Origin of the sequence: Rathayibacter sp. AY1B4 (assembly GCF_002932815.1) — a bacterium.
Lineage (GTDB): Bacteria > Actinomycetota > Actinomycetes > Actinomycetales > Microbacteriaceae > Rathayibacter.
The window spans coordinates 1-2,410 of record NZ_PSWN01000050.1; the positions used below are offsets into that span (position 1 = coordinate 1).

A 2,410-nucleotide genomic window follows, 5' to 3' on the forward strand; every position below is an offset into this window, starting at 1 on the left:
GGGTTCGAGCGCATGGCGGGCCTTCCGGACGCCCGGGCGGGTCGGGGGATCCGATTCTCAGGCGATCCGCAGGTTACGGGCGGGGCGACGGCAGTGCCAGAGGAAGCGGGGCGCGCGGGCTTAACGGGGGGTGACGCATCGGCGGGCTATTGCCGGGGAGGCCGGACGGCCGTGGTCCGAGGGGTCGATCCGGATGGCGCACTCGAGGAGCTCGGCGCTCCTCCACAGGGCGCGGATCAGCGCGGGCATCCCCGGGAGCGATCGTCACGATCCCGAGCCCTCAGGACTCGGAGCCCCGCCGGACCCGCAGCCGCGTCTCCTCGAGGTCGAGCAGCGACTGGGCGTCGCGGAGGATGCGCTGCGGGTAGGCGCGGCGCGAGCGCGCGTCGAGCAGGGCCTCCCGCTCGGCGGCGACCACGGCGAGCCGCAGTGCCCGGTAGAGGCGGTGCGGAGTGTCGGCGACCGACCGCTCCGTGCCCCGCGAGCGCTCCCAGGCGGCCTCGGAGCGGAGGAAGGACGTCTGGCGCACCCGCTCCAGGACGTCCGGAGCGACGGCGTCGGCGCCCTCGACGGCGTCGCCCGGGCGCTCGAGCACCGAGAGGCCCTTCTCGGTGATCTCGTCGAGCAGGCCCGCGAGCGCCCGCTGGTCCTCGGGCACGTCGATCCCGCGGATGCCCAGCGCCCGGATCAGCAGCGGTAGCGTGCTGCCCTGGATCAGCAGGGTCGCGACGGCCACGGTGAAGGCGATCAGCACGAGCTGCGGACGGTACGGGATGTCCTCGGGCAGCGACTGCGCGGCCGCGAGGGTCACCACTCCGCGCATCCCGGACCAGCCGAGCACCAGACCGCCGCGCCAGCCGATGCCGTTGCGGCTGAAGTGCCGGTAGTCGCTGCGCCGCAGCAGGTAGCGCCGCTTCGCCCGGCCGCGCTCCTCCTTCGGCAGCTCCTGCGCCTCGGGCGACTCGAGCAGCTCCTTCTGCTCGCGGGCCCGGCGCTCGGCCCGGCGGGTCTGCCAGCGCTCGCCGAGGAGCACCGGGCCGACCCAGAGGAAGCGAACGACGATCAGCCCGACCACCGCGATCAGGCCGATGCCGACCGCTGCGGGCACGGAGAGGCGCGCGCTGTCGGCGTCGTGGATCAGCGAGCGGATCTCGAGCCCGATCAGCAGGAACACGCCGTTCTCGAGCAGGAACTGCACGGTGCGCCAGTTGATCCGGTCGTTGACCCGCGACTGCGCGGTGAAGGCCCGCGAGGAGGCGTGCCCGGTGTGCAGGCCGGCGACGACCACGGCGAGCACGCCCGAGGCGCCCAGGCCCTCGGCGGGGATGAACGCGACGAAGGGGACGATGAAGGAGAGGACGGTGTTGAGCACCGGGTCCTCGAGCCGCGAGCGGACGAAGACGGTGACGACGCTGGCCACGAACCCGACCACGACGGCCACGACGACCGCGTAGAGGAAGTCGCCGATCGCGGCCCACGGCGTCGCGAGCGTCCCGGCGGCGGCGGCGAGGGCCGAGCGGAGGAGCACCAGCGCGGTCGCGTCGTTGATCAGCCCCTCGCCCTCGAGCAGGGTGAGCAGACGCGGCGGGAGGCCGAGGCGCCGGCCGACCGAGGTCGCGGCGACCGCATCGGGCGGGCTGATGATCGCGCCCACGGCGATCGCCAGGCCCAGCCCGAGCTCGGGGAGGAGGAGGAAGAGGAGCGCGCCGACGCCGGCCGCCGAGATCAGCACCAGAACGACCGACAGGCCGGTGATGGTGGTGAGGTTCCGGCGGAAGTCGATGAACGGGACGCTGAGCGCCGCCGCGTACAGCAGCGGCGGCAGCACGCCGTCGAGCACCCACTCGTGCGGGACGACCACCTCCGGAACCCCGGGGATGTACGAGAGGCCGACGCCGGCGAGCACGAGGACGATCGGGGCGGCGACGCCGAGGCGCCGCGAGAAGACGGCGACCGCGACGAGGACCGAGACGCCGACGATCGCGGCGATGCCCAGCTCCATCAGCGGAGGCTCTCGAGGGCGCAGAAGGGCATGGTCTCGTCTCCAGGGGGTGGCGGGCGATCGCCCGGGACGAGTCTGCGCCTCTCGGCGGATGCGGGGCAGGGGGTTGCGAGCACCCGGCGTACCGCGCCGGGGTCAGCCGTCGTCGCGAGCGGCGCGGCGGTCGAGCAGGCGGGCGAGCGCGAGGAGGAGCGCCATGGCGCCGAGCGCGGCGACGGCCAGGGCGAGCGCGGCGCCGGGCTCGAGCGTGATCCCGCGCTCGACGACCTGCGCGCGCAGCACCGGGTCGGCCGAGACGACGAGCAGGCCGATCGAGGCGGCGGCGAGGACGAGTCCGTAGAGGACGGCGCCGACGCGGATCCGCGTCGGCGCCGTCCTCTACGGACTCGTCCTCGCCGCCGCCTCGAT

Annotated in this window: 2 protein-coding genes; both read right to left on the reverse strand. The window is 74.5% G+C overall.

The genetic code is table 11. From position 1 onward, the window contains the following. Positions 1–280: 280 nt before the first annotated feature. Positions 281–2,002, reverse strand: coding sequence for a sodium:proton antiporter (locus C5D66_RS16635; RefSeq protein WP_104256703.1), 1,722 nt, complete (start codon positions 2,000–2,002; stop codon positions 281–283). A 135-nt stretch (positions 2,003–2,137) separates the two neighbouring features. Continuing rightward, complete coding sequence (locus tag C5D66_RS17330) at positions 2,138–2,284, reverse strand: hypothetical protein (protein WP_181125774.1); 147 nt, start codon at positions 2,282–2,284, stop codon at positions 2,138–2,140. Positions 2,285–2,410: the final 126 nt, after the last annotated feature.